The sequence below is a fragment of the Kribbella sp. CA-253562 genome, assembly GCF_050942265.1.
In the GTDB taxonomy this organism is placed as follows: Bacteria; Actinomycetota; Actinomycetes; order Propionibacteriales; family Kribbellaceae; genus Kribbella.
The window spans coordinates 7,586,891-7,613,671 of record NZ_CP192049.1 but is presented as its reverse complement, the minus strand read 5'-3'; the positions used below and the strand labels follow the sequence as shown (position 1 = coordinate 7,613,671).

21 protein-coding genes are annotated in these 26,781 nt (G+C 68.4%); 16 read left to right on the top strand and 5 right to left on the bottom strand.

Annotated features, from left to right (window positions below; translation table 11 throughout):
* Positions 1-27: 27 nt before the first annotated feature.
* Positions 28-879 (bottom strand): acyltransferase family protein, encoded by an 852-nt coding sequence (locus ACQPXM_RS36115; RefSeq protein WP_432942484.1) that lies wholly within the window; start codon positions 877-879, stop codon positions 28-30.
* Entirely contained in the window at positions 876-2,099 is a 1,224-nt protein-coding gene (locus ACQPXM_RS36110) for an acyltransferase family protein (RefSeq protein WP_432942483.1), read from the bottom strand. Before ACQPXM_RS36110 ends, ACQPXM_RS36115 begins: the two co-directional genes overlap by 4 nt.
* Before the next feature lie 279 nt (positions 2,100-2,378).
* On the opposite strand from ACQPXM_RS36110, the gene ACQPXM_RS36105 reads away from it, so the two are divergent.
* The 11 genes from ACQPXM_RS36105 (at position 2,379) to ACQPXM_RS36055 (ending at position 13,280) form a co-directional block, all read left to right on the top strand.
* Positions 2,379-3,326, top strand: a complete 948-nt coding sequence (locus ACQPXM_RS36105) for an ABC transporter ATP-binding protein (protein WP_077019211.1) — start codon at positions 2,379-2,381, stop codon at positions 3,324-3,326.
* A gap of 157 nt (positions 3,327-3,483) precedes the next feature.
* Positions 3,484-4,257 (top strand): MlaE family ABC transporter permease, encoded by a 774-nt coding sequence (locus tag ACQPXM_RS36100; protein WP_077019212.1) that lies wholly within the window; start codon positions 3,484-3,486, stop codon positions 4,255-4,257.
* A 1-nt stretch (position 4,258) separates the two neighbouring features.
* Positions 4,259-5,086 (top strand): MlaE family ABC transporter permease, encoded by an 828-nt coding sequence (locus tag ACQPXM_RS36095; protein ID WP_077019213.1) that lies wholly within the window; start codon positions 4,259-4,261, stop codon positions 5,084-5,086.
* Positions 5,086-6,405: an MCE family protein gene (locus ACQPXM_RS36090; protein WP_432942482.1), complete on the top strand. Its 1,320-nt coding sequence runs from the start codon at positions 5,086-5,088 to the stop codon at positions 6,403-6,405. The genes ACQPXM_RS36095 and ACQPXM_RS36090 overlap by 1 nt, the downstream gene beginning before the upstream one ends.
* Entirely contained in the window at positions 6,402-7,436 is a 1,035-nt protein-coding gene (locus ACQPXM_RS36085; RefSeq protein ID WP_432942481.1) for an MCE family protein, read from the top strand. The genes ACQPXM_RS36090 and ACQPXM_RS36085 overlap by 4 nt, the downstream gene beginning before the upstream one ends.
* A complete protein-coding gene (locus ACQPXM_RS36080; RefSeq protein WP_432942480.1) occupies positions 7,433-8,443 on the top strand; it encodes an MCE family protein in 1,011 nt (336 codons plus the stop codon). Before ACQPXM_RS36085 ends, ACQPXM_RS36080 begins: the two co-directional genes overlap by 4 nt.
* Complete coding sequence (locus ACQPXM_RS36075) at positions 8,440-9,639, top strand: MCE family protein (RefSeq protein ID WP_432942479.1); 1,200 nt, start codon at positions 8,440-8,442, stop codon at positions 9,637-9,639. The genes ACQPXM_RS36080 and ACQPXM_RS36075 overlap by 4 nt, the downstream gene beginning before the upstream one ends.
* On the top strand, positions 9,636-10,871 hold the full coding sequence (locus ACQPXM_RS36070) for an MCE family protein (protein ID WP_432942478.1): 1,236 nt from the start codon (positions 9,636-9,638) through the stop codon (positions 10,869-10,871). Before ACQPXM_RS36075 ends, ACQPXM_RS36070 begins: the two co-directional genes overlap by 4 nt.
* Positions 10,868-12,160, top strand: coding sequence for an MCE family protein (locus ACQPXM_RS36065; RefSeq protein WP_432942477.1), 1,293 nt, complete (start codon positions 10,868-10,870; stop codon positions 12,158-12,160). Before ACQPXM_RS36070 ends, ACQPXM_RS36065 begins: the two co-directional genes overlap by 4 nt.
* Positions 12,157-12,657: a hypothetical protein gene (locus ACQPXM_RS36060; protein WP_432942476.1), complete on the top strand. Its 501-nt coding sequence runs from the start codon at positions 12,157-12,159 to the stop codon at positions 12,655-12,657. The genes ACQPXM_RS36065 and ACQPXM_RS36060 overlap by 4 nt, the downstream gene beginning before the upstream one ends.
* Before the next feature lie 170 nt (positions 12,658-12,827).
* On the top strand, positions 12,828-13,280 hold the full coding sequence (locus ACQPXM_RS36055) for a hypothetical protein (protein ID WP_432942475.1): 453 nt from the start codon (positions 12,828-12,830) through the stop codon (positions 13,278-13,280).
* Positions 13,281-13,441: 161 nt separating this feature from the next.
* On the opposite strand, the gene ACQPXM_RS36050 is transcribed toward ACQPXM_RS36055, so the two are convergent.
* Entirely contained in the window at positions 13,442-13,624 is a 183-nt protein-coding gene (locus ACQPXM_RS36050) for a hypothetical protein (protein WP_432951203.1), read from the bottom strand.
* On the opposite strand from ACQPXM_RS36050, the gene rpoB reads away from it, so the two are divergent.
* The 5 genes from rpoB to ACQPXM_RS36025 all read left to right on the top strand — a co-directional run bounded on the left by rpoB (position 13,536) and on the right by ACQPXM_RS36025 (position 23,471).
* On the top strand, positions 13,536-17,018 hold the full coding sequence (gene rpoB / locus ACQPXM_RS36045; RefSeq protein WP_077019222.1) for a DNA-directed RNA polymerase subunit beta: 3,483 nt from the start codon (positions 13,536-13,538) through the stop codon (positions 17,016-17,018). The genes ACQPXM_RS36050 and rpoB overlap by 89 nt on opposite strands.
* 68 nt (positions 17,019-17,086) lie before the next feature.
* On the top strand, positions 17,087-20,947 hold the full coding sequence (locus tag ACQPXM_RS36040) for a DNA-directed RNA polymerase subunit beta' (protein ID WP_432942474.1): 3,861 nt from the start codon (positions 17,087-17,089) through the stop codon (positions 20,945-20,947).
* An 80-nt stretch (positions 20,948-21,027) separates the two neighbouring features.
* Positions 21,028-21,438, top strand: a complete 411-nt coding sequence (locus tag ACQPXM_RS36035) for a DUF1801 domain-containing protein (RefSeq protein ID WP_432942473.1) — start codon at positions 21,028-21,030, stop codon at positions 21,436-21,438.
* Positions 21,439-21,469: 31 nt separating this feature from the next.
* Positions 21,470-22,744 (top strand): nuclear transport factor 2 family protein, encoded by a 1,275-nt coding sequence (locus ACQPXM_RS36030; RefSeq protein WP_432942472.1) that lies wholly within the window; start codon positions 21,470-21,472, stop codon positions 22,742-22,744.
* The gene (locus ACQPXM_RS36025) at positions 22,737-23,471 is read left to right on the top strand and encodes a maleylpyruvate isomerase N-terminal domain-containing protein (protein ID WP_432942471.1); all 735 of its coding nucleotides are present in this window, start codon (positions 22,737-22,739) and stop codon (positions 23,469-23,471) included. The genes ACQPXM_RS36030 and ACQPXM_RS36025 overlap by 8 nt, the downstream gene beginning before the upstream one ends.
* A 14-nt stretch (positions 23,472-23,485) precedes the next feature.
* Here the strand turns inward: ACQPXM_RS36025 and ACQPXM_RS36020 are convergent, their stop codons facing one another.
* Entirely contained in the window at positions 23,486-24,853 is a 1,368-nt protein-coding gene (locus tag ACQPXM_RS36020) for a DUF1501 domain-containing protein (RefSeq protein ID WP_432942470.1), read from the bottom strand.
* Between the two features lie 60 nt (positions 24,854-24,913).
* Complete coding sequence (locus tag ACQPXM_RS36015; RefSeq protein WP_432942469.1) at positions 24,914-26,701, bottom strand: DUF1800 domain-containing protein; 1,788 nt, start codon at positions 26,699-26,701, stop codon at positions 24,914-24,916.
* Positions 26,702-26,781: the final 80 nt, after the last annotated feature.

Sequence of the window (26,781 nt, the reverse complement as noted above, 5' to 3'; positions counted from 1 at the left end):
CCGCACGGGGGCCGCCCTTCGGCATGCTCAAAGTCGCGCGGTGCGCCGGGCGAAGTCGAGTACGGCGCGACGGCTCGGTACGCCGACGTAGCGGTGGGCGCCCTCGGCAACCATCACGGTGAGGCCGATCCAGCCGAGCGCGAGCAGCGCGTTCGAGACCGTGCCTGCGTGCACCGGGCCGAAGCCGTGCAGGATCAAGGCCTGCAGCAGGAACAGCGGATAGCCGATCACGCCGAGGCGGACGAGCAGCGGATGGGCCAGCCAGCGAGGAGCCGGCAGTTCGTGCCCTGCCAACGCCATGCCGAGCGTGAAGACCGGCAGCCAGACCGGCGGGAAGCGGTCGATCGCTATCGAGGTGGTCAGTTGCACCGCGACGAGCGCGACGGCGACGGCGAGCGAAACCAGGGCCGCGCGACCGGGAGCCGCTGCGACAACGCGGGCCAGCAGGGGATAGGCCAGATAGCAGAGCAGGAGCGTGCCGACGAAAAACGTCTGGTCGGCGTACACGGCACGCACCCAGTCGCCGCCGTTCAGCGCGCCGAGCAACAGGACGGCGAGCCCGACGATCACGAACAGCGGCACGATGCGCGCGATGCGGGCCATCGCGTAGCGGCCGATCACGCGGCGGCCGGCGGCGTACGTGAGGCCCGGGTAGTTGTAAGCGAGCACGAAGCCGGAGAGCAGCAAGAAGAACGGCACCGCGGCAGAGGCCGTGACGGTGATCAGGTCCTGCAGGTAGCCGGGCGCGCCACGCCACACGCCGACCGTCGAGGCAACGACAGCCAGCCCGGCCAGACCTCGCAGACCGGTTGCCGCCAGCAGTTCAGGTCGCGGATGCGACAGCGCGGCGCCCTCGGTGACGGATGTGAGACCGCTCACGCCGAGACCTCCGATCTCGTACGCTCAGTGATCACCGGGCGCGTCCGCGGGACCAGCCGCAGAACGGCCCGCCGAGCCGGGACCTCGATCAGCCGGTGCGCCCCTTCACCGATCAGCAGGCACAACCCGGCGACCACCACCACACCGGCGTACGGCGCCCAGCCGGCCGGGTCGGCGAGCATGCTGCCGCGGTCCTTGCCGAGGAAAGACAGCAACGGCCGATGGGTCAGATAGACGGCGTAACTGGCGGTACCGAGCGTCACCAGAGTGCGCGTCGCGAAGAACCGTGACAACCACGCGCCGGGCGCCGCCGCCAGCGCCAGCAGCAGGACGGCGAACGGTACGGTCCACATCGCTCCGTAGAACGCGGGCAGCATCCATCGCGCGTGGCTCGGCCCGGCCGCGGCGATCACCAGAACCACCACGACGCACAGCGCCTGCACCCATCCGGCGACCCGTGTGCGCAGCTTGAATCCGCGCAGCAGCAGGAACGCCAGCGACACCCCGATCGCGAACTCCGACAGCCGCGGCAACGGGTTTCGGTACAGCCAGCGATGCCCGGACGACGGGTCCTTCACCGACAGGAACGCCCAGCCCTCGGCCGTGAACAGCGCGACCAGGAACACCTGTACGGCGAACGCGAATGCGATCAGCCCGAGCAGTCCGGCCGCGCCGAATCGCTTGGACAGCAAGGCGACCAGCGGCACGAGGAACGGGAACGCGGCGTACAGGAAGAGCTCGACGCAGATCGACCAGCCGGGCGGGTTGTAGCTGGCCTGGCCGATCGCGTAGTCGCCCGACCAGGTCTGGATCGCGAGCAGGTGCCGCCACAACGACTCCTGCGGTACGCCGTGCGCCGCGCGCTGCAGGACCAGATAGAGCAGGACGACCCAGTACAGCGGCATCACCCGCGCGATCCGCGCGACGTAGAACCGCCAGAGCCGGCCGGGTGATCCGATCGTCAGCGTCGAGTAGTTCCAGGCCAGCACCAGGCCGGACAGCATGAAGAACAACGGGACGCCGATGTAGCCCGACTGGACCAGATTGCGCAGCGGTTCCGGCGCCGAGGACGGTAACCCGATGTGATGAAGCACGACGGCGAGTGCTGCCGCCGCCCGTACGCCGGTCAGCGCTAGGATCTCCGAGCGCGGATGGGGGAGCTGGTCCCCGTGCTGCGGCGAGGTGATCCCTTGCGGCGGCCGGCGTCGCAGACGGTTCAACCAGGTAGCTGACCGCGGCACACGTTCCTCCGGCGACTGGACTCTTCGCCGCCTCGAAGGGCGACCCGCAGGACTGTACCCGACCAGGGCCGTCCGGCCGGGACCGCGCAGCGTGACCGGCGTACGGGCTGTGATCGCAGCGTTACGGCCCGATGAGCAGCTGTTGGGTAAACAGGGGTTACGGAAAAAGGTACTCGTGCGTAACCTAGGGCACCGCCCCCTCGTTGCACGGTTGGAACGTCGTCGGTCGGGGGCCAACATTTCCCGTGAGGAGGACCGGTGGGCGTAGAAGTCCGCGTCGAAGGACTCACGAAGTCCTTCGGGAAGCAGCTGATCTGGGGCGACGTGTCGCTGACGCTGCCCGCCGGTGAGATCTGCGTGATGCTGGGCCCTTCCGGTACCGGGAAGTCCGTATTCCTGAAGACGCTGATCGGTCTGCTCAAGCCGGACAAGGGCCACGTGCACATCGAGGGCGTGGACATCGCCACCTGCCGCGAGCGCGAGCTGTACGAGATCCGCAAGCTGTTCGGCGTGCTGTTCCAGGACGGCGCGATGTTCGGCTCGATGAACCTGTACGACAACGTCGCCTTCCCGCTGCGCGAGCACACCCGCAAGTCCGAGTCCGAGATCCGCTCCATCGTGATGGAGAAGATGGAGATGGTCGGGCTGGTCGGCGCGGAGAAGAAGCTGCCCGGCGAGATCTCCGGCGGGATGCGCAAGCGGGCCGGGCTGGCCCGCGCGCTGGTGCTGGAGCCGGAGATCCTGCTGTTCGATGAGCCGGACTCCGGGCTCGACCCGGTGCGGACGGCGTTCCTGAACCAGCTGATCATCGACCTGAACGAGATGACCCAGGCGACCTGCCTGATCGTCACCCACGACATCAACACCGCCCGGACCGTGCCGGACAACATCGGCCTGCTCTACCACCGGCACCTGGCCATGTTCGGCCCGCGCGAGATGCTGCTGTCCAGCGAGGAGCCGGTGGTCCGCCAGTTCCTGAACGCGCAGCGCGTCGGCCCGATCGGCATGTCCGAGGAGAAGGACGCCGACGAGCTGGCCCGCGAGGCCGACCAGGAACTGCCGCCACTGCCGCCGATCCCGCTGCAGCAGTTGCCGAGCAGCGGCGTGATCCGCCCGACCCAGCGCCCACCGGGCGAGTGGTGCGAACAGAACGGAGTGACGCCACCTCCGGGCTCCTTCGCCTCGGATGTCGTGGGGGCCACGTGACCGTACCTTTGGCCTCGCCTCCGGCTCGGCGGGTCGTGGGGCTTTGTCTCCCGGTCTTCCCTCGTCGCTCCGGTCGCTTCGCTCCCTCCACTCCTCAGTCCAGACCGGGAGGCCCCACGACCTTCGCGGTGCACCTCGATCCGGATCGGGAGGCGCCGTGACCGTGTCGGCAACTGCGCCCCTGAAGCACGCCGGTTCGCTCTTCGCCTTCGCTCTGGACACCGCCCGGGCGTCGGTCCGCCGGCCGTTCCAGCTGCGGGAGTTCCTCCAGCAGGCCTGGTTCGTGGCGAGTGTGACGATCATCCCGACCGCGCTGGTGGCGATCCCCTTCGGCGCGGTGATCGCGCTGCAGGTCGGCGGGCTGATCAAGCAGTTCGGCGCGCAGGCGTTCACCGGGTCGGCTGCCGTGCTGGCCGTGGTCCGGGAGGCGTCGCCGATCGCGACCGCGCTGCTGATCGCCGGCGCCGGTGGTTCGGCGATCTGCGCGGACCTCGGCTCGCGCAAGATCCGCGAAGAGCTGGACGCGATGATGGTGCTCGGCATCGACCCGATCCAGCGCCTGGTTGTGCCGCGGGTGCTGGCGACGATGCTGGTGGCGTTTTTCCTCAACGGCTTCGTCAGCGTGGTCGGCGTGATGGGCGGTTACGTCTTCAACGTCGTGCTGCAGGACGGCACGCCAGGCTCCTACATAGCCAGCTTCACCGCGCTCGCCCACCTGCCCGACCTGTGGCAGGGCCAGGCGAAGGCACTGGTGTTCGGCTTCATCGCGGCCGTCGTCGCGTCGTACAAGGGTGTGAACGCCGGTGGCGGGCCGAAGGGGGTCGGCGACGCGGTCAACCAGTCGGTCGTGATCACGTTCATGCTGCTGTTCGTCGCGAACTTCTCGATGACCGCGATCTACTTCCAGCTCGTCCCGCCGAAGGGGGCCTGACGTGTCGGCCCTGGACGTGTTGATCAAGAAGCCCCTCAACTCGCTCGACCGGCTCGGCGAGCAACTCGCCTTCTACCTGAAGGCGCTGGCCTGGTCCGGCAAGTCGATCACCCGGTACCGCAAGGAGATCCTCCGCCTGCTGGCCGAGGTGACGCTGGGCACCGGCGCGCTCGCGGTGATCGGCGGCACGGTCGGCGTGATCACGTTCCTGGCCTTCTTCACCGGCACCGAGGTCGGCCTGCAGGGCTACTCGGCGCTGAACCAGATCGGCACGTCGGCGTTCGCCGGCTTCGTCAGCGCCTACATCAACACCCGCGAGATCGGCCCGCTGATCGCCGGGATCGCGCTGGCCGCGACGGTCGGCTGCGGTTTCACCGCCCAGCTCGGCGCGATGCGGATCAGCGAGGAGATCGACGCGCTCGAGGTGATGGCGATCCCGTCGCTGCCGTTCCTGGTCACCACCCGGATCATCGCCGGGCTGATCGCGGTGGTGCCCCTGTACGTCGTGGGCCTGCTCTCGTCGTACTTCGCCACCCGGCTCACGGTGACCACGTTCTACGGGCAGAGCACCGGCACGTACGACCATTACTTCCATCTGTTCTTACCACCGGGTGACGTGCTCTGGTCGTTCGGCAAGGTGCTGGTCTTCGCGGTGCTGGTGATCCTCGTGCACTGCTACCACGGCTACCACGCGACCGGCGGTCCCGCGGGCGTCGGTGTCGCCGTCGGGCGCGCGGTCCGGACGTCGATCGTGGTGATCAACGTGGTCGACCTGCTGCTGTCGATGGCCATCTGGGGCACCACGACCACAGTCAGGTTGGCGGGCTGATGACCAGAAGAGTTCTCGGTGTCGCCTTCATCGGCTTCCTCTGCTTCCTGCTCTGGCTGACCTACGCCTTCTACGCCAAGGTGTTCACCGACACCGTCGACGTACAGCTGAAGACCAGCCACATCGGTCTGCAGCTGAACACGCACGCCGACGTGAAGCTGCGCGGCATCATCGTCGGCGAGGTCCGGTCGGTGTCCACCGACGGCGACGAGGCGACGGTGAACCTGTCGCTGAAGCCCGACCAGGTCAAGGAGATCTCGAGCGCGGTCAGCGCCCGGATCCTGCCCAAGACGCTGTTCGGTGAGAAGTACGTCGCGCTCGTGCCGCCGCCGGAGGGGCAGAAGGCCCGGCACATCAGGGCCGGTGATGTGATCGCCCGGGACAAGACCGCGGTCGGCATCGAGATCGAGAAGGTGCTGAACGACGCACTGCCGCTGCTCCAGGCGGTCGACCCGGCCGATCTGAACGCCACGCTCAACACGCTGGCCACCGCGCTCGAGGGCCGCGGCACCGAGATCGCCGAGACGCTGACCCAGCTCGACGGTTACCTGAAGAAGCTGAACCCGAGCGTCCCGAAGCTGATGGCCGCGCTGACCAAGCTGACCCAGGTCTCCCAGCTGTACGGCGACGTGACGCCAGACCTGGTCCGGGCCCTGCGCAACCTCACCATCACCGGCAACACGGTGGTGGAGAAGGAGCAGCAGCTGCAGAAGTTCTTCACCGACGTCCAGACGCTGTCCGGTACGGCGAACGGCTTCCTGCGCGAGAACGAGGACCGGGTGATCCGGCTCGGCGAGGTCAGCCGGCCGATCCTCGACCTGCTCGAGCGGTACTCCCCGGAGTTCCCCTGCTTCCTCAAGGTGCTGACCGACACCGCCCCGATCCTCAACGACACCTTCCGCGACGGCGCGCTGCACATCAATCTCGAGCTGATCACCAACCAGCCCACGCCGTACCAGCCGGACGAGACGCCGAAGTACCTGGACAAGCGCGGCCCGACCTGTGTCGGCAAGAACTACAGCCACCCCGGCGCGCACCCCGGCCCGTACAGCCAGGACAACCCGGCGCCGTACGTCGTCGCCGAGGACGGCACGATCGGCGACCACAACAAGAACGAGCGCTTCCCGCTGAACCTGCAGCTGAACCGCGCGGCCCCGGGCTTCGCCGTCGACTCAGGCTCGGCGGGCAGCCCGGCCGAGCAGAAGGTCGTCGGCTCGGTCGTCGGGCCGGCGATGGGCGTGGCGCCCGGTGAGGTGCCCGACCTCACCACGCTGATGGTCGGGCCCTTGATGCGCGGAGGTCAGGTGAATCTGAAGTGAAACTGTTCGACAAGAAGACCTCGATCGACACCGTGCGGCTCGGCATCTTCGTCGTGGTGACCACGATCGCGACCGCGCTGCTCGCGGTCACCATCGGCAACATCAGCTTCACGCCGACCACGAAGTACAAGGCGGTCTTCACCGACGTCGTCGGCCTGAACAAGGGCGACGACATCCGGATCGCCGGGGTACGCGTCGGCCAGGTGGACAAGATCGCGCTCAAGGACGACACGCTCGCTCTCGTCACGTTCAGCGTCGACTCCAAGCAGGTGCTCGACACCGGCACCCGGGCGACACTGCGCTATCGCAACCTGGTCGGCAACCGCTACATCGCGCTGACCGAAGGTGTCGGCGGCGGGCAGCGGATGAAGGAGAACGACACCATCGACCAGGACCGGACCGCGCCGGCCCTGGACCTGTCGGTGCTGTTCAACGGGTTCAAGCCGCTGTTCACCGCGCTCACCCCGGCCGACGTGAACCAGTTCGCCTTCGAGGTGATCAAGGTCCTGCAGGGCGAGGGCGGCACGATCGAGAGCCTGCTGGCCCGGACGGCGTCGCTGACCACCACGCTCGCTGACGCCGATCAGGTCGTCGGTGACCTGATCACCAACCTCACCTCGACGCTGCAGATCGTGTCGCAGCGGCAGCAGAACTTCTCCCAGCTGCTGGTCAACCTGCAGCAGTTCATCACCGGCCTCAGCAAGGACATCCAGCCGATCCTCGGTTCGCTCGGCTCGATCAACTCGCTGAACACCAAAACGGCCGGCCTGCTGCAGCAGACCCGGGTGCCGATCAAGGCCGACCTCGACCGGCTCCGGCAGGTCTCCAGCACGCTGGACGACACCCAGGCGATCTGGGTCAAGACCCTGCAGAAGATGCCGACCAAGCTGAACACGATGACCCGGACCGCGTCGTACGGCTCCTGGTTCAACTTCTTCCTCTGCGGCTTCGACGGCAACGTCACACTCCCGCTCGGCACGCGCATCCCGGTCTCGTACGACAACAACTCGGCGAGGTGCGACCACCGATGAAGCCCTTCCGCGAGCAGAACCAGCTGACCATCGGTGTCGTCGGCCTGACCGTGATCGGGCTGATCATGCTGGCCGCGTTCAAGGCGCAGGACCTGCCGCTGATCGGCGGTGGGACGAAGTACTCGGCGCAGTTCTCCGAGGCCGGCGGGCTGAAGAAGAACGACGAGATCCGGGTGGCCGGCGTCCGGGTCGGGCAGGTCCGGGCGGTCGAGCTCGAGGGGACCCACGTCCGGGTCGACTTCGTGGTGGACCGTGGCGTGAAGCTCGGCGAGCAGACCGGCGCGGAGATGAAGATCAAGACGCTGCTCGGCCAGAAGTACCTCAAGCTCAACCCGGCCGGACCCGGCGAACTCAAGCCGGGCGCCGAGATCCCGCTGGAGCGCACGGTCGCGGCGTACGACGTGGTGGACGCGTTCACCGACCTGGCCAACACCACCGAGCGGATCGACACCGCCCAGCTGGCCCGGGCCCTGGACACGCTGTCGACGACGTTCAAGAACACGCCGGAGGAGGTGAAGGCGTCGCTGACCGGGCTGTCCCGGCTGTCCCGCAACGTGGCCAAGCGCGACGAGGAGCTGAAAACCCTGCTCAAGCACTCCGACGTCGTCACCAAGGTCCTTGCCGATCGCAACCAGCAGCTGGTCAAGCTGATGAAGGACGGCAACACCGTGTTCCAGGCGGTGCAGGCCCGCCGGGCGCTGATCCACCAGCTGCTGGTGTCGACGCAGAAGCTGTCCGCCCAGGTGACCGCGCTGGTCCGGGAGAACCGCAAGGACCTGACGCCGACCCTGCAGAAGGTCAACGCGGTGCTCGCGATCCTGCTGAAGAACCAGAACGCGCTGGACGCGAGCATCAAGGGCCTGGCGCCGTACGCGCGGGTCTTCACGAACACGCTCGGCACCGGGCCGTGGTTCGACACCTATGTGCAGAACCTGGTGCCGGTCCCGGAGATCCCGGTGCCGCCGTTGCTGCCCGGCCTGCCGCCGATTCTCGGGGGTGGCCGATGAAGCTCGCGTCGTTCTCCCGGTTGGTCGCCATCGGCGTCGTGCTGGTGGTGCTGGCCGTCAGTGTGGTCTCGCTCTGGCCGAACCCGGAGCGGGTCAGCGCCACGGCGTTCTTCCCGCGGGCGGTCAGTGTCTACCCGGGCTCGGACGTCCGCATCCTCGGCATCAAGGTCGGCGAGGTCGAGAGCGTCACGCCGGCCGGGCGGACCGTCCGGGTGAAGTTCTGGTGGGAGGCCAAGCACAAGGTGCCGGCCGACGCGAAGGCGGTGATCGCGTCGCCGTCGGTGGTCGCCGACCGCTACGTGCAGCTGACCCCGGCGTACTCGAAGGGCGCGGTGATGGCCGACGGGGCGCAGATCCCGATCGAGCGGACCGCCGTACCGCTGGAGCTGGACCAGATCTACCAGAGCCTGAACGACCTCTCGGTCGCGCTCGGGCCGAAGGGCGCCAATGACCAGGGCGCGCTGTCGCGGCTGCTGGACGTCTCGGCCGCGAACCTGAACGGCCAGGGCGCCAAGCTGAACCAGACCATCACCGACGTGTCGAAGCTGTCCCAGACGCTCGCGGGCAACTCCAAGAGCCTGTTCGCGACCGTTCGGCAGCTGCAGACGTTCGTCTCCGCGCTGGCCGCGAACGACCAGCTGGTCAAGCAGTTCAACACCAACTTCGCCGCCACCTCGACCACGCTGGCCGGCGAGCGCAAGGACCTGGCCGCCGCGCTGAACCTGCTGGCCACCGCGCTCGGCGAGGTCGCGTCCTTCGTCAAGGACAACCGCGCGCTGCTCAAGACCACGATCTCCGGAGCGACCGACATCTCGCAGATCCTGGTCAAGGAGAAGGCCGCGCTGGCCGAGATCATCGACACCGCGCCGCTCGGCCTGGGCAACCTGGCCCGCGTCTACAACCCGCAGTTCGGCACGCTGGACCAGCGGATCAACCTGGCCCAGCTGGACGACCCGGCGACCTTCATCTGCTCGCTGCTGATCCAGGTGAACCAGCCGCTGTCGGCGTGCACCCAGCTCAAGGGCGTTCTCGACGCGTTGCCGAAGCTGCCGCTGCTCAGCCATCTCACCGGTGGCGCTCCGACCAGCGGCGGCCCAGCCGGTACGCCGTGGGCACCTGCCCCCGCACCGAAGCTGCCGACGCCCGACCCGGTCGATCCGTCGCTCGGCGGTCTGTTCCCGGGAGGCGGCCGATGAGACGTCGTCGTACGGCGTTCGTGGCGGGCGTGGTCGCGATGGCGACGCTGCTGACCGGCTGCGACTTCAGCGTCTACTCGTTGCCGCTGCCCGGTGGCGCGAAGATCAAGGGTCCGTCGTACACGGTGACGGTGGAGTTCACCGACGTGCTCGATCTGGTGCCGAAGTCGACGGTCAAGGTGGACGACGTGACCGTCGGCACGGTCGAGAAGGTCTGGCTGGACGGGTTCGTGGCGAAGGTCCGGGTCAAGCTGCCCAAGAGCCTGGAGCTGCCCGACAACGCCCGGGCGACGATCCGCCAGACCAGCCTGCTGGGCGAGAAGTTCGTCTCGCTGGCTCCGCCGACCGGGGCGGAGAAGCCGCGCGGCAAGCTGGAGAACGGCGAGCTGATCCCGCTGTCGCACACGACCAGCAATGTCGAGGTCGAGGAAGTCCTGTCGGCGCTGTCGCTGCTCCTGAACGGCGGTGGCGTGGCGCAGCTGCAGATCATCACCCAGGAGCTGAACAAGGCCCTGACCGGCAACGAGCCGGCCATCCGCAGCGTGCTCACCCAGCTGAACACCTTCGTCGGCACGCTGGACGCCAACCGGCAGAAGATCGTCGCGGCGATCACCGCCGTCGACGCGCTGGCCAAGAAGCTGAACGCGCAGAAGACCACGCTGGCCACCGCGATCGACTCGCTGCCGAAGTCGATCAAGACCCTCGACCAGCAGCGTGCCGCCCTGGTCAAGACGCTGCAGGCGCTGTCCACGCTGGGCAGCACGGCGACCCGGGTGATCACCGCGTCGCAGAAGGACCTGGTGGCCAACCTGCAGTCGCTCTACCCGGTGCTGACCAAGCTCGCCGAGGCGGGGCAGAACCTGCCGAAGTCGCTCGAGCTGCTGCTCACCTACCCGTTTCCGGACGCCGCCGCGGACGCCGTACAGGGTGACTTCACGAACCTGGTGATCACGCTGGACGTCGACACCCAGAAGGCTTTCAAGGGTCTGCTCGGGCTGAACCTGCCGACCGTCGGCCCGACCGCGCTGCCGACGGCGAACCTCAGCCTGCCGTTCCGCAACTCGCCGAAGTTCCCGCCGAAGTCGGGCGACCTGCCGCCGCTGCCGCTGCCGACCGGTACGGCGACCAGCTGCGTCACGCTGCTCGGTCTCCCGGTCTGCACGCCGACGCTGAACCGGCCGGCCTTCGACCCCGAGCTGGCCAAGGTCCTGATGCCGGGGGTGGCCAAGTGATCTCGAAGACCGTCCGGATCCAGCTGATGGTGTTCCTGCTGATCACCGTCGTCGGCATCGCGTACGTCGGCGGCAAGTACGCCCAGGTCGACCAGCTGCTGTTCGACGACGACTACACGGTCAGCGCGAGCTTCGCCGAGTCCGGCGGCATCTTCACCGGCGCGGAGGTGACGTACCGCGGGCAGCCGGTCGGCCGCGTCGGGGAGCTGAAGCTGCTCGACGACGGCGTCGAGGTCGACCTGGACATCGACAAGAAGTGGAAGATCCCGAACGACCTGACCGCCGTGGTGGCGAACCGGTCCGCGATCGGCGAGCAGTACGTCGACCTGCAGCCGCGCCGCGACGACGGCCCGTACCTGCAGGACAACTCGAAGATCGCCCGGGCCGACACCGCGCTGCCGATCGACACCACCGAGCTGCTGCTGAACCTCGACCAGCTGGTGAACTCGGTCGACAAGAACAGCCTGAAGACCACCGTCAAGGAGCTCGGCGACGCGCTGCGCGGCAAGGGCGGCGACCTGCAGAAGATCATCGACAACTCCGGGCTGCTGATCGACGACGCCGACGCGAACATCGCCCAGACGATCAAGCTGATCAACGACGGCAACACCGTGCTGGCCACCCAGGTCGCCAGCGGGGACGCGATCCGGACCTGGGCGAAGAACCTGGCGCTGCTGTCGGACACCCTGGTCAGCTCCGACACCGACCTGCGCACGGTGATCGACCAGGGCTCGGGTGCCTCGGAGCAGCTGACCGGCCTGATCTCGGAGAACCGGGCCGACATCGCGGTGCTGCTGGGTAACCTGCTGACGGTGAACGAACTGACCGCGGTCCGGCTGGACGCCGTCGAGCAGCTGCTGGTGGTCTACCCGGCGGTGGCGATGGGCGGGTACGTCGTACCGGCCAAGGACAAGGGGACCGGGCACTACGACGCGCACTTCGGTCTGGTGCTCGGCTTCTCACCTCCGGCCTGCCGGGCCGGCTACAACGGGACGGACAAGCGGGTGCCGCAGGACACGACCGACAAACAGGCCAACACCAAGGCGTCCTGTACGGCCGGACCGAGCACGGGCGTGAACGTGCGCGGCTCGCAGAACAAGCCGTCGCCGTCGTCGCGGCAGGACCTCAACCGGACCGGGTACGGCGTCGGCTACGACCCCGCGACCGGGCAGGCCGGCGGCACCGGCGGGATGCCCGAGCTGGTGCTCGGCTCGACCGGCGGCCAGGCCGACTACCTGGGCTCGGACTCCTGGAAAGCCCTCATCCTCGGACCGGTGACCGGCAAGTGACTGCTACCTCGACCCGCAGGGGTTCGCTGATTCTGGCCTGGGCGCTGAGCGTGCTGCTGGTCGTCGCGCTGGCGGCCGCGACGGTCTCGGTGGTCGCGCTGCGGCGGCAGGACACCCGGTCGGAGGACCGGGTCGGCGCGATGCGCGCCGCGCGGCAGCTCGCGCTGGACTTCACGACGTACAAGTACGACACCTGGGACGCCGACGCGCAGCGGGTGCTGAACGACTCGACGGGTCAGTTCAAGGAGGAGTTCCAGGCCGGGTCGAACTCGGTGAAGACCGAGGTGGTGGCGAACAAGGCGACCTCCAAGGGCGACGTGAAGGAGGCCGCGGTGGTGTCGAACGACAAGGACTCCGCGCAGGTGCTGGTGATCGTGAACGCCGTCGTCACCAACACCGCCGCCAAGGACGGCGTCGAGCGGCGCTACCGGATCAAGCTGGACCTGGTCCGCGACGCCGGCCGCTGGCTCACCGCCGACCTGCAGGTGGTGGGCTGATGGCCCGCAAGATCGCCGGCCAGCGGCGACGTGAGAAGCCGGTCGCTGTCAGTGAAGAAGTGGTCGCGGAAGAAGTACGAGAAGTAGAAGAGCAAGAAGAAAAAGTAGAGAAGGAAGAGAAAGCAGCACCGGCTGCCTCCCGCCGGGTGAACTCGGTACTGACTGTGAGCTTGTCCGTACTCATCGTGCTGGTGCTTGCCCTGGCCGGCGTACTGGGGCTCAAGGCGTGGCGGGGGCAGGAGGCCGAGGAGGCCAGGGGAGCGGCGGCGAACGCCGGCCGGCAGGCCGCCGAGACCGCGCTCAGCTACGACTACCGGACGCTGGACAAGAGCTTCGCCGCCGCCCGCGCGACGATGACGCCGGAGTTCGCGGCCAAGTTCGACGAGACCGCGAAAGTGGCCGGCGAGCTGGCCACCAAGACCAAGGCGACGGTCCGGGCCGAGGTGCGCGAGGTCGGCGTTCGCGACGGTGACGCGAACCGGGTCACGCTGATCATTTTCGTCAATCAGACCACCACGAGCACGATCACCCAGGGCAAACCACGGGTGGATCTGAACCGGACCCGGTTCACGATGGTGCGAAACGGCTCGCGATGGCTGGTCCAGGAGATCGCCGGACTGTAGTCTGCTGGTGACTGAGGACAGGACGGACCGGATGGCTCGCGGGTGTCTCCCGCTCGAGATCCCGGGTCGGTCCTTGACTCAGTAGGTGGTCCGACGGCATAGTGTTGGACCCCATTGGACAGTCTTGCCCTGATCGGGTAGCCTATTGCTTTGCGCTGCCTTTACTCCTCACTCTGGCTCAGGTCAAGACTTGACCAGGGGAGTTCGGCGTGCGCTCCCAGCACCGAAGTTTGCGAGCCCGTGGAAGGACGCCCCTTGGTCGCCTCGCGCAACCCCCAGTCCGACAGTTTTACCGACGTTTCCACTTCCCGCCGCATCTCCTTCGCGAAGATCTCCTCACCCATCGAGGTGCCGGATCTCCTTGCGTTGCAGGTGGACAGTTTCGACTGGCTGGTCGGGAACGAAACCTGGCAGGCCCGGGTGGCCGCCGCCGAGGCAGAGGGACGGTCCGATCTGTCCGGACCCTCGGGCCTGGAGGAGATCTTCGAGGAGATCTCCCCGATCGAGGACTTCAGCGGCACCATGTCGCTGTCGTTCCGCGACCACCGCTTCGAGCCCCCGAAGAACACGGTCGACGAGTGCAAGGAGCGCGACGTCACGTACTCCGCGCCGCTGTTCGTCACGGCCGAGTTCATGAACAACGAGACCGGCGAGATCAAGAGCCAGACCGTCTTCATGGGTGACTTCCCACTGATGACGCGCAAGGGCACCTTCGTGATCAACGGCACCGAGCGTGTCGTGGTGTCCCAGCTCGTCCGCTCGCCCGGTGTGTACTTCGAGCGCACGCCGGACAAGACGTCGGACAAGGACATCTTCACCGCCAAGATCATCCCGTCGCGCGGCGCGTGGCTGGAGTTCGAGGTCGACAAGCGTGACCTGGTGGGCGTGCGGCTGGACCGCAAGCGCAAGCAGAACGTCACGGTGCTGCTCAAGGCGCTCGGCTGGACCGACGCGCAGATCCTCGAGGAGTTCGGCGAGTACGAGTCGATCCGCCTCACCCTGGAGAAGGACCACACCTCCGGGCAGGACGACGCGCTGCTCGACATCTACCGCAAGCTGCGCCCGGGCGAACCGCCGACGCGCGAGGCCGCGCAGGCGCTGCTGGACAACTACTACTTCAACGGCAAGCGCTACGACCTGGCCAAGGTCGGCCGGTACAAGATCAACAAGAAGCTCGGCCGCGACGAGCAGCACGACACCGCCGTGCTGACGATCAACGACATCGTCGCCACGATCAAGTACCTGGTCGCGCTGCACGAGGGCAAGACCGAGCTGGCCGCGCCGACCGGTGAGATCGTCGTCGAAGAGGACGACATCGACCACTTCGGCAACCGCCGGCTGCGCACGGTCGGCGAGCTGATCCAGAACCAGCTGCGCACCGGCCTGGCCCGGATGGAGCGCGTGGTCCGCGAGCGGATGACGACCCAGGACGTCGAGGCGATCACGCCGCAGACCCTGATCAACATCCGCCCGGTGGTCGCGGCGCTGAAGGAGTTCTTCGGAACCTCGCAGCTGTCGCAGTTCATGGACCAGACCAACCCGATCGCGGGCCTGACCCACAAGCGCCGCCTGTCGGCGCTGGGCCCGGGTGGTCTGAGCCGTGAGCGGGCCGGCTTCGAGGTCCGCGACGTGCACCCGTCCCACTACGGCCGGATGTGCCCGATCGAGACCCCGGAAGGCCCGAACATCGGCCTGATCGGTTCGCTGGCGACCTACGGCCGGGTGAACGCGTTCGGCTTCGTCGAGACGCCGTACCGCAAGGTCGTCGACGGCAAGGTCACCGACCAGGTCGACTACCTGACCGCCGACGAGGAGGACCGGTTCGTCATCGCGCAGGCCAACGCCGCGCTGACCGACGACGACCGGTTCGCCGAGGAGCGGGTGCTGGTCCGCCGGCGCCACGGTGAGGTCGAGCTCGTGCTGGTCGAGGACGTGGACTACATGGACGTCTCGCCGCGCCAGATGGTGTCGGTCGCGACGGCGATGATCCCGTTCCTCGAGCACGACGACGCCAACCGCGCGCTGATGGGCTCCAACATGCAGCGCCAGGCGGTGCCGCTGATCACCGCGGACGCTCCGCTGGTCGGCACCGGCATGGAGTACCGCGGTGCGGTCGACGCCGGTGACGTGCTGGTGTCGGAGAAGGCGGGTGTGATCAAGGAGGTCTCGGCCGACCTGATCGAGGTCGCCGCCGACGACGGCACCTACCAGACCTACCGGCTGGCCAAGTTCCGTCGTTCCAACCAGGGCACCTGCATCAACCAGCGTCCGCTGGTCGACGCCGGGCAGCGGGTCGAGGTCGGCTCGCCGCTGGCCGACGGTCCGTGCACCGACGAGGGCGAGATGGCGCTCGGCCGCAACCTGCTCGTGGCGTTCATGCCGTGGGAGGGTCACAACTACGAGGACGCGATCATCCTCAGCCAGCGCGTCGTGCAGCAGGACCTGCTGACCTCGATCCACATCGAGGAGCACGAGGTCGACGCCCGCGACACCAAGCTGGGCCCGGAGGAGATCACCCGCGACATCCCCAACGTCTCCGACGAGATGCTGGCGGACCTGGACGAGCGGGGCATCATCCGGATCGGCGCCGAGGTCACCACCGGTGACATCCTGGTCGGCAAGGTGACGCCCAAGGGCGAGACCGAGCTGACCCCGGAGGAGCGGCTGCTGCGCGCGATCTTCGGTGAGAAGGCCCGCGAGGTGCGCGACACCTCGCTGAAGGTGCCGCACGGTGAGAACGGAACCGTCATCGGGGTCCGCGTCTTCGACCGCGACAACGGCGACGAGCTGCCGCCGGGCGTGAACCAGCTGGTCCGCGTGTACGTCGCGCAGAAGCGCAAGATCTCGGTCGGCGACAAGCTCGCCGGACGCCACGGCAACAAGGGCGTCATCTCCAAGATCCTGCCGGTCGAGGACATGCCGTTCATGGAGGACGGCACCCAGGTCGACATCATCCTGAACCCGCTGGGCGTGCCCGGCCGGATGAACGTCGGTCAGGTCCTCGAGACGCACCTGGGCTGGGTCGCCAGCCGCGGCTGGAAGGTCGACCCGGACAGCCCGGAGGAGTGGGCGCAGCGGCTGATCAAGATCGGCGCCGGCGAGGCCCCGCCGATGACGAACGTCGCCACCCCGGTCTTCGACGGCGCCAAGGAGGAGGAGGTCACCGGCCTGCTCGGCTCCACGCTGCCGAACCGCGACGGCGACCGGATGGTCGACAGCACCGGTAAGGCCCGGCTGTTCGACGGCCGCTCCGGCGAGCCGTTCCCCGAGCCGGTCGGCGTCGGCTACATGTACATGCTGAAGCTGCACCACCTGGTGGACGACAAGATCCACGCCCGCTCGACCGGTCCGTACTCGATGATCACGCAGCAGCCGCTGGGTGGTAAGGCGCAGTTCGGTGGTCAGCGGTTCGGCGAGATGGAGGTGTGGGCCCTCGAGGCCTACGGTGCCGCCTTCGCGCTGCAGGAGCTGCTGACGATCAAGTCGGACGACGTGGTCGGCCGGGTCAAGGTGTACGAAGCGATCGTCAAGGGCGAGAACATTCCGGAGCCGGGTATCCCGGAGTCCTTCAAGGTTCTGGTCAAGGAAATGCAGTCCCTGTGTCTGAACGTGGAAGTGCTCTCCTCCGACGGAAGCCGGGTGGAGATGCGCGACAGCGAAGAGGATGTCTTCCGCGCTGCGGAGGAACTCGGGATCGACCTGTCCCGGCGCGAGCCGAACAGCGTCGAGGAGGTCTGAGCGGGTTGCCGCTTTCGATCAACAACCAACTCACTCAGACCACTTTTACCATCGGGAGATAACACATCGTGCTCGACGTGAACTTCTTCGACGAGCTTCGGATCGGCCTGGCCACCGCGGATGAGATCCGCCAGTGGTCGCACGGTGAGGTCAAGAAGCCCGAGACGATCAACTACCGGACGCTCAAGCCGGAGCGTGACGGTCTGTTCTGCGAGAAGATCTTCGGTCCCACCCGGGACTGGGAGTGCTACTGCGGCAAGTACAAGCGCGTCCGGTTCAAGGGCATCATCTGTGAGCGGTGTGGCGTAGAGGTCACCCGCCAGAAGGTGCGCCGCGAGCGGATGGGCCACATCGAGCTGGCCGCGCCGGTCACCCACATCTGGTACTTCAAGGGTGTCCCGTCGCGACTGGGCTACCTGCTCGACCTCGCCCCGAAGGACCTGGAGAAGGTCATCTACTTCGCGGCGTACATGATCACCGACGTCGACGAAGAGGCGCGGCACCGCGACCTCGCGTCGCTGGAGGGCCGGACCGACGTCGAGCGCAAGCAGCTCGAGAACCGGCGCGACAACGACATCGAGACCCGGATGAAGAAGCTGGAGGAGGACCTGGCGCAGCTCGAGGCCGAGGGCGCCAAGGCCGACGTCCGGCGCAAGGTCAAGGAAGGCGCCGAGCGTGAGGTCAAGCAGCTGCGCGACCGTGCGCAGCGCGAGATCGACCGCCTCGACGAGGTCTGGACCCGGTTCAAGAACCTGAAGGTCCAGGACCTCGAGGGCGACGAGATCCTCTACCGCGCCATGAAGGAGCGGTTCGGCAAGTACTTCGAGGGCGCGATGGGCGCGGCCGCGATCCAGCGCCGGCTGCAGACCTTCGACCTGAAGGCCGAGGCCGACAACCTGCGCGAGACGATCAAGACCGGCAAGGGCCAGCGCAAGACCCGCGCCCTGAAGCGGCTCAAGGTCGTCACCGCGTTCCTGGCCACGAACAACAGCCCGATGGGCATGGTGCTCGACTGCGTCCCGGTGATCCCGCCGGACCTGCGGCCGATGGTCCAGCTCGACGGTGGCCGGTTCGCCACGTCGGACCTGAACGACCTGTACCGCCGGGTGATCAACCGCAACAACCGGCTCAAGCGACTGCTCGACCTGGGCGCGCCGGAGATCATCGTCAACAACGAGAAGCGGATGCTGCAGGAGGCCGTCGACGCGCTGTTCGACAACGGCCGCCGTGGCCGTCCGGTCACCGGCCCGGGCAACCGGCCGCTGAAGTCGCTGTCCGACATGCTCAAGGGCAAGCAGGGCCGGTTCCGTCAGAACCTGCTCGGCAAGCGCGTCGACTACTCCGGCCGTTCGGTCATCGTGGTCGGCCCGCAGCTCAAGCTGCACCAGTGCGGTCTGCCGAAGGCGATGGCGCTGGAGCTGTTCAAGCCGTTCGTGATGAAGCGGCTGGTCGACCTCAACCACGCGCAGAACATCAAGTCCGCCAAGCGGATGGTCGAGCGTCAGCGCGCCCAGGTCTGGGACGTGCTGGAAGAGGTCATCACCGAGCACCCGGTCCTGCTGAACCGTGCACCCACCCTGCACCGGCTCGGCATCCAGGCGTTCGAGCCGCAGCTGATCGAGGGCAAGGCGATCCAGATCCACCCGCTCGTCTGCTCCGCGTTCAACGCGGACTTCGACGGTGACCAGATGGCGGTGCACCTGCCGCTGTCGGCCGAGGCCCAGGCCGAGGCGCGGATCCTGATGCTGTCGACCAACAACATCCTCAAGCCGGCCGACGGCCGTCCGGTCACGATGCCGACGCAGGACATGATCATCGGCATCTACTTCCTGACGATGCTGAAGGAAGGCGTCAAGGGCGAGGGCCGGGCGTTCGGCTCGGTCGCCGAGGCACTGATGGCCTTCGACCGCGGCGAGCTGTCGCTGCAGGCGAAGATCACGCTGCGCCTCGACGAGGCGGCCGCGCCGGAGAACGCGCTGCCGCTGCCGAACGGCGGGTTCTCGCTGGAGACGACGCTGGGCCGTGCCCTGTTCAACGAGGCGCTGCCGAGCGACTACACCTTCGTGGACGCCGAGGTCGGCAAGAAGCAGCTGGGCTCGATCGTCAACGACCTGGCCGAGCGCTACTCCAAGGTCCAGGTGGCCAACTGCCTGGACGCGCTGAAGGACCTCGGTTTCCGCTGGGCCACCCGCTCGGGTGTCACGGTGTCGATCGACGACTTCAGCACGCCGCCGAGCAAGCCGGAGATCATGGCTCGCTACGAGTCGCAGGCCGAGAAGGTCCAGAAGCAGTTCGAGCGGGGTCTGATCACCTCGTCCGAGCGGCGTCAGGAGCTGATCGAGATCTGGACCGGAGCCAACGCCGAGGTCGGCAAGGCGATGGAGGAGAACTTCGAGAAGGCCAACCCGATCTGGATGATGGTCCACTCGGGTGCCCGAGGCAACATGATGCAGATCCGGCAGATCGCCGGTATGCGTGGCCTGGTGGCCAACCCGAAGGGCGAGATCATCGCCCGGCCGATCAAGTCCAACTTCCGTGAGGGCCTGTCGGTGGTCGAGTACTTCATCGCCACCCACGGTGCGCGGAAGGGTCTGGCCGACACCGCGCTGCGGACCGCCGACTCCGGGTACCTGACCCGTCGTCTGGTGGACGTCTCGCAGGACGTGATCATCCGCGAGGAGGACTGCGGCACCGAGCGTGGCCTGCCGAAGAAGATCGGCGAGCCGGGTCCGGACGGCCGTACCGTGCACGCCGAGAACGTCGAGACCAGCGCGTACGCACGCACCCTGGCCCAGGACGTCACCGGTCGCGACGGCACCGTCGTCCTGACCGCGGGCAGCGACCTGGGCGACGTGTCCATCGCGGCCCTGGTCGAGGCCGGCGTCGAGGAGGTCAAGGTCCGCTCCGTGCTGACCTGTGACGCCAAGACGGGGACCTGCGCGAAGTGCTACGGGCGTTCGCTGGCGACCGGTAAGACGGTCGACATCGGTGAGGCCGTCGGCATCATCGCGGCGCAGTCCATCGGTGAGCCCGGTACGCAGCTGACGATGCGGACCTTCCACACCGGTGGTGTCGCGGGTGATGACATCACCCACGGTCTGCCGCGTGTGGTCGAGCTCTTCGAGGCCCGCCAGCCCAAGGGCAAGGCGCCGATCGGCGAAGCGGCCGGCCGGATCACGATCGAGGACACCGACAAGACCCGCAAGCTGGTGCTCACCCCGGACGACGGTTCCGAGGAGGTCGCCTACCCGGTGTCGAAGCGGGCCCGGTTGCTGGTCGAGGACGGTCAGCACGTCGAGGTCGGTCAGCAGCTGACGCAGGGCACGCCCGACCCGCAGGAAGTGCTGCGGATCCTGGGTGTGCGCAAGGCGCAGGAGCACCTGGTCGACGAGGTCCAGGCCGTGTACCGGTCGCAGGGTGTGGCCATTCACGACAAGCACATCGAGATCATCGTCCGGCAGATGCTGCGCCGGGTCACGGTGATCGAGTCGGGCGAGGCCAACCTGCTGCCCGGTGAGCTCGCCGACCGGATCATGTTCGAGGCGGAGAACCGCCGCGTCGTGGCCGAGGGCGGTACGCCGGCCTCGGGTCGTCCGGTGCTGATGGGTATCACCAAGGCGTCGCTCGCGACCGAGTCGTGGCTGTCGGCCGCCTCCTTCCAGGAGACGACCCGGGTCCTGACCGAGGCCGCGATCCACGGCAAGTCCGACTCGCTGGTCGGTCTGAAGGAGAACGTGATCATCGGAAAGCTGATCCCGGCGGGTACCGGCATGGACCGTTACCGCAACATCCGGGTGGAGCCCACCGAGGAGGCGAAGGCCGCGATGTACTCGATGGTCGGCTACGAGTCGTACGACTACGACTTCGGGCCGTCCGCCGGGCAGTCGGTCCCGCTGGACGACTTCGACCTCGGTTCCTACAAGAACTGAGCCGAAGCACCACACACCGCCGAGGGCGGCACTCCCACCAGGGGGTGCCGCCCTCGCGGCGTTCGGGGGCACGATGAGCTATGGCCGAGAACAAGACCACCCGGACCGGCGCGAGTGTCGAGGAGTTCCTCGCGTCGGTGCCCCCGCCACGACGGGCCGACGCGCTCGCCGTCAACGCACTGATGACCGAGGTGACCGGGCTCGAGCCCGCGATGTGGGGTCCGGCGATCGTCGGATTCGGCGAACGGCACCTGGTCTACGACAGCGGTCGCGAGCTCGACTGGTTCGAGGTCGGGTTCTCGCCGCGCAAGCAGGCCACGACGCTCTACCTGACCGAGGGTTTCGACGGGTACGACGAGCTGCTCGGACGGCTCGGACCGCACAGCACGGGCAAGTCCTGCTTGTACCTCAAACGCTTGTCTGCGGTGGATTCCGGCGTGTTGACCGAATTGCTGCGACGGTCTGTGCGGCATGTTCGGGGTGGCGGGTGAAAGTGTCCTCCCGATAGGCCAAGATGACTCCATGACGGATCTCCCGCCCTACCTGCGGCCCTTTGTTCTACCGGTCGCCGATGCCGGGGAGGTGCGGGTGGAACGGGTCGGTCAGGTCGACCTCTACCACCCGGCCGGCACAGCGCGGACGGGCGCGATCCTCTTGGTGCACGGGGGTCCTGGGCCTGCCGGCCTCGAGGTGTCACCTCGGGACTGGCCGGTGTACCAGGGTTACGCGACCGCGGCTGCCCAGCGCGGTCAGGTGGCTGCCGTGGTCGAGCACGGACTGATCCGTGGCCTCGACCAACTGGTGGCCGCTGCCGACGACGTGGAGGCCGCCGTCGGAGTTCTCCGGGCCGACCCACGGGTGGATCCGGGGCGCGTCGCGCTCTGGTTCTTCTCGGGGGCCGGACTGCTCGCGGGGGAGTGGCTGGACAGCCGGCCGGACTGGCTGCGCTGCCTGCTGCTGACCTACCCCCTGCTCGCCACCCCGCCCGGTGTCGACGAACTGGTCAACGCCGCCGAAGTGATCGGCAGGCACGACCAGGGCGGTGGGGTTTCAAGTTCAGACCTGCCGGTGCTGCTGACCAGGGTCGGCCGCGAGCGCGCCGAGCTCGCCGGTCCGGTCGCGGAGTTCGTCTCCGCCGGTGGCGCCGCGCTGGACATCATCGACGTACCGAAAGGGCAACACGGCTTCGACATGCTCGACCACACCGAAGAATCCCGCGCCGCGGTCACCAAGGCGCTGGACTGGGCCATCGCCCACCTGGGCGAGGATCCCACCGCGACCTCCACCTCCACCCTCCCGATCCCGACTCCGACCTCCACCACGACGTCCCCGGTGAGCCCCGTCAGCTCCCCGGTGGCGAAGGCGACCACCACCGTCACGAAGACTCCGCCGGCCCCGAAGGCACCAGTAGTGGAAACGATCAGCACCGCACCTGACCTCACAGCTGTGGTGGCCACCGCGTTCTCGTTCGACACCCCGGCGACCCGGGTGGTCGATCGGGAGCACGCGACGTACGCGGCCCACGATCTCGAAGCCTTTCTCGCGCTGTACTCGCCGACCGCCCAGCTCCAGTTCGCGGACGGAGCCGTGCTGCGCGGACGCCGCTCGCTGCGCGAGCACTACCGGCCGCTGTTCGAGGCCGGCCGGTGCAAGACCGAGCTGCAGCAGCGGATGATGCTGGGGGAGTGGGTGGTGGAGCAGTCCGTCCGCCACGACTCCGACCAGGGTCCGGTGCCGACGATCGTGCTGTACCGCGTCCAGGACGGACTGATCGTCGAGGTCCGTTTCCTTGCTTGACCATCTCCACGAGCTCGACCGCACCGCGGCGGAACTGGCGGCGGCCTTCGACGCCGTCGACCCGGCCGCCGCGGTGCCGGGCTGCCCGGGATGGACGATCGCCGATCTGGCCCTGCACATCGGCGCCGGCCAACGCTGGTCGGCGTCCGTCCTGCTCTCCGGTCGCGAGCAGCGCCGGCCGGAGGTGCTGCGCACCACGATCTCCTGGGCCGACTGGTACGCCGGTACGACGGCGGCCCTGCTCGCCGCCATCCGCGCCGTCGACCCGGACGAGCCCTGCTGGAACTTCGCCCCCGTCGACCAGCGCGCCGGCTTCTGGACCCGCCGCCGTCTGCACGAAACCGCCGTCCACCTCGTCGATGCCCAACAAGCCGCCGACGCTACGACGACCGGCGACGTGATCCCGCCGGCGGTCGCGGCCGACGGGGTCGACGAAGTGTTCGAGGTTTTCGTGCCGCGGGTGCTGGAGCGTGGTTTCGCGCCTGCGGTGACCCGGCCGCTCGGCGTTCGGGCGATCGACACCGGGGACGCCTGGACCCTCACCCCACGGGCGGAGGGTGGGCCGCCGCTGCTCGAGCGAGGCAAGGCCGACGGCGAGGCAGTCCTGTCCGGCACCGCGTCGGATCTCCTGCTCTGCTTGTGGAAACGGCTGCCCGCCGACCGGCTCGCGGTCGACGGTGATCAGCAGGTCGCCGCCGCGTTCCTCGCCGAGCGCGTGACCTCCTAGCCGCTGCCGGACCCCTAGGCCATCACGCCCAGCCGGCGCGGCTTCCAGCCCGGGAAGACCTCGCCGGCTTGGGCTTCGGACAGTCCCAGCCGGCCCATCACGACGTCCGACAGCACGTCGCGGTAGTCGTTCGTGCCCGGCACGTCGCCTTGGTCGAGCACCTTCGGGTCGAGTCCTTCCCAGCGGCCGTGCACGCCGCCGTTGACCCGCCCACCGAGCACGAGCGCGACCCCGCCGTGCCCGTGGTCCGCGCCGCTGTTGCCGTTCTGCTCGACCCGCCGGCCGAACTCGCTCATCGTCACGACGGTCGTGTTGTCGAGTTCCGGACCGAGTTCCGCGGTGAACGCGGCCAGCCCTTCAGCCACGGTTTTCAGCGACCTGGTCAGGTCGCCGTTGTCGACGGTCCCGATGTCGGTGTGCATGTCCCACCCGCCGAGGTCGACCGCCGCGACCCGCACGCCGGCCTTGTTCTTGATCAGCTGCGCGAGCGTCGCCAGGCTCGCCCCGAACTCACCGTCGGGGTAGCCACGGTCCTTCGGCTGGGTCTGGATCGCCTGCTGATAGCTCTGTGCCTTCGCCGAGGCCTGCAACGCGGCGAGCCCTTGGACGCCGAGCGGATGGTCGAGCCCGGTGTAGAGCGTCTCCAGTGCCTTCAGCGTCTGCGGCGCGACGCCGTCGATCCCCTTGACCGCGAAGTCCTTCAGCGACGTCAGCATCACCGGGTTGGTCGGCCCGAGCAGCGACCGCGTCATCCGCGCGCCGATCCCGAGCCCGCGGAACGTCGTACCGGGGCCCAGTTCGGCGATCACCCGGTCGAGCCAGCCGGACTGCACCGACGACCGGGCAGCACCACCGCGCTCGAGGCAGTCCTGCGCCTGGAAGTGGCTGCGGGTCAGGTCCGGCGTCGACACAGCCGGTACGGCGGCCAGCCGGCCCGAGGTGATCAGTGGCGTCAACGGCGCCAGCGCCGGGTGCAGCCCGAAGCCGCGCTGGAACGGCAGCAGGGACGCACCGCGTACGGCGATGCCCGGTCGCGCCTTCAGCAGGTCGGGGTCGTCGGCCGGGACGAGGACCGACAACCCGTCCATCCCGCCGCGCAGGAAGATCACCACGAGCGTGCCGGTCGGGTCGGCGCCCTCGGCCGCCCACGAGATGCGGGTGGTGACCAACTGGTCGGCGACAGCAGCGACGCCGACACCGAGCCCGCCGGCGAGCAGACGGCGGCGGGTGAACCCGTGACTCCACTTCTCCCGGCGTTCGTCCACCTCGGTGGAGACCGCGGCCGCCTGTGCTCGTACGGCGGCGTCGGCAGGTGTCGGCCCGAGCCGTTGCCAGTCGGGGCAGTCAGGGTGCAGCGATGACAGCGTTTCCGGGTGCTTCATGGAGCAGGACTCCTCCAAAGGGAGCGGCTCGGCCGCAGGGGCGGCGCGGCCGAGCCGAGGTCAGCGGGCGAGGAACTGGGGAGAGTCGAGGACCAGGGCGACCACGTGGCCTGCTTGCCACTCCATCCGGCCGAGGTCCACGCGACTGGTGGTCTTCGCACCGACGAACTGCGCCAGTGCACTGCGCTGTCGCGAGTTGGGGCGCTGCCCGATCAGCCGTACGCCGAGCCGGTCGAACCACTCGCGGTAGGTGTCCCCGGGTCGCGGCCGCAGGTCGGCCGGCAGCTTCTCCCGCTTCAGGCCTTCCCACCAGCCGTACGACAGCGCCCGGTGGCTCGACCAGCGCTCCAGCATCTGGCCGGCTGACGACCAGGCCGGCGCGACGTCGGGGTAGCCGTTCGGCGACGGCCAGGCCAGGGGTGCGTGCCCCAGGTTGTTGAGCTGCCAGTACATGGCCTCCAGCCCCTTTCCACTGGACGGACCGAAGGGCAGATCGAGAGCGCGCGCGGTCCCGACGACGTCCTCGAGCGGACGCTTCGTCTTCCGTCCCAAGGAGTTCCAGAACTCACCACTGCGGAACAGTGCGGTCAGCACCGGCAGGATCGCGGTGTTGTTCCGCAGGTAGACCTGCGCCAGCCGGGCGACCAGCTCACGCGGCGGGACGTCGTCCACGAACCGTACGACGAGCTTGCGGGCGATCGTCTTCGCGGTGGCCGGGTGCGTGGCCAGGTAGTCGAGGTACTTGTCGCCCAGCGCCAGGCCGCCGCGCGCGGAGGTGTTGGCAGCGGACCAGTCGAGCACCTTGACCCGGCCGGTGCGGTGCCGCTCGGGCCGGTACTCGAACTGGCCGTCCTCGGTCGCGCCGCGACCGCTCAACACGTACGCACTGCTACGCATGTCCTTTTCTGTGTAACCGGACGAGACTCCGACGGTGTGCAGCTCGAGCAGCTCCCGGCCGAGGTTCTCATTGACGCTCTCGCGGGTGGAGGTGTCGTTGTCGAGGTAGCGCAGCATCGCCGGATGCCGCATCGCCGCTTTGAGCATGTCGGCGTACCGGCCGAAGGCGTGCTTGCGGACGACCGCCGTCGCGTACTGCGGTGCGACGTCCCAGCCGCGGTCGGAGGGCGTGGAGACGTGCAGATGGTTGGCGAACACGTCGACGACCACCTCGAACAGCTGCCGCCGGCCGAAGACCTGCCGGCCGAGCGTCGCGAAGCCGGTCTCGAACATGGCGTCCCAGGCGTACTGGTTCACCGACCGCCGGACGGTTGCCGGGTCGGCGCCGGCGAGCTTGAAGGCCCGCCAGGCCTCGTCGCCGGCCGGGTCCTTCGTGGCCGGTGACAACTGAGCGGCCAGCCAGCGGTCGATCCCAAGCTTCGCCAGGCTCTCCACGTCCGACGGGCGCGGGCCGAAGGTGGTGCGGTTGAGGAGATGCCGCTGCGCCTGAGCGGCGGTGAGCGGGCCGGCCTTGTCGACCAGCAGGCCAGGTACGGTCCGGCCGGCCTTGGCCGCGGCGGCGAAGCCGGCGTAGTCGCGGGTGGGACCGGTCTTCGCGGGCGGCTTCGGCCGCTGGTCGCCGGCGACGTAGCTGGAGTCCCGGTCGTCCTCGCCGGCCGCCAGGCCTGGGCGTTCCGCGACGGCGGCCCGGCTGGTCGGCGTACTGGCTCTGTTCGGTGCGCCGGGAGCGGCGGCGACCCGGTTGCGCAGGCTGTCCGGCCGCGACAGCAGCTCGGCGGCCATCCCGCCAGCGGCCAGTACGCCGGCGACGGCGCCGATCGCGGCCCGCCGGACGACCGGCGAGCTCTCGGGCGCAGGGGGCGGGGGAGGAGGGGCGGGGACGTGATCCACAGGGGTGCTCCAAGGCGCGGCACAGCGGACGAAAGGATCCCCGTGACCGGGCCGTTACACCCGATGGGCGTGACTATGCC

Excerpts from the sequence above, each read along its gene's own strand:
- ACQPXM_RS36090 (WP_432942482.1), top strand. The coding sequence starts at position 5,086 with ATGACCAGAAGAGTTCTCGGTGTCGCCTTCATCGGCTTCCTCTGCTTC.
- ACQPXM_RS36070 (WP_432942478.1), top strand. The coding sequence starts at position 9,636 with ATGAGACGTCGTCGTACGGCGTTCGTGGCGGGCGTGGTCGCGATGGCG.
- ACQPXM_RS36075 (WP_432942479.1), top strand. The coding sequence starts at position 8,440 with ATGAAGCTCGCGTCGTTCTCCCGGTTGGTCGCCATCGGCGTCGTGCTG.
- ACQPXM_RS36030 (WP_432942472.1), top strand. The coding sequence starts at position 21,470 with ATGACGGATCTCCCGCCCTACCTGCGGCCCTTTGTTCTACCGGTCGCC.
- ACQPXM_RS36035 (WP_432942473.1), top strand. The coding sequence starts at position 21,028 with ATGGCCGAGAACAAGACCACCCGGACCGGCGCGAGTGTCGAGGAGTTC.
- ACQPXM_RS36020 (WP_432942470.1), bottom strand. The coding sequence starts at position 24,853 with ATGAAGCACCCGGAAACGCTGTCATCGCTGCACCCTGACTGCCCCGAC.
- ACQPXM_RS36050 (WP_432951203.1), bottom strand. The coding sequence starts at position 13,624 with ATGGGTGAGGAGATCTTCGCGAAGGAGATGCGGCGGGAAGTGGAAACG.
- ACQPXM_RS36080 (WP_432942480.1), top strand. The coding sequence starts at position 7,433 with ATGAAGCCCTTCCGCGAGCAGAACCAGCTGACCATCGGTGTCGTCGGC.